The following is a 447-nucleotide window of genomic DNA, read 5'->3' on the forward strand; positions in this document are numbered from 1 at the left end:
GTTAAAAGGTGTGGAGTTTATTTATAGCAAATGCACTTCAACGTTTATTCGAAAAATAATTATTTCACAATTTTTTACATTGTGTTTGATCACTTCAAGATTACCATTAAAGCATTGTATACGAAATATGAATAGAATTTCACACATATATATAAATAATTTTGATTTTAGCAATGATAAAATTTCATTTTCAATAAAAAATTCTCCGTTTTTATTGCTTAAAATTTTTGGACGTACGTCCGTTTACTTGCTGTTAGGTGCAAAGCCGTTAATAAAAATACATTTGTGGCTAAAAAATACACTCTCTACATTTAGGTGATGATATGAAGGTTGATTATTTAGTCGTCGGCTCTGGTCTTTTTGGTGCTATTTTTGCATATGAGATGAATAAGCGCGGGTTTAATGTTAAAATAATTGAAAAACGTTCTCATGTAGGAGGTAATATAT

The 447-nt window shown here is 28.6% G+C and carries 1 protein-coding gene; it reads left to right on the forward strand.

From position 1 onward, the window contains the following. Positions 1 to 323: 323 nt before the first annotated feature. On the forward strand, positions 324 to 447 hold a 124-nt coding region (locus MPC4_RS21850), incomplete at its 3' end, for an NAD(P)-binding protein (RefSeq protein WP_174514226.1).

It is taken from the genome of Methylocella tundrae (genome assembly GCF_901905185.1).
GTDB classification, from domain to species: Bacteria; Pseudomonadota; Alphaproteobacteria; order Rhizobiales; family Beijerinckiaceae; genus Methylocapsa; species Methylocapsa tundrae.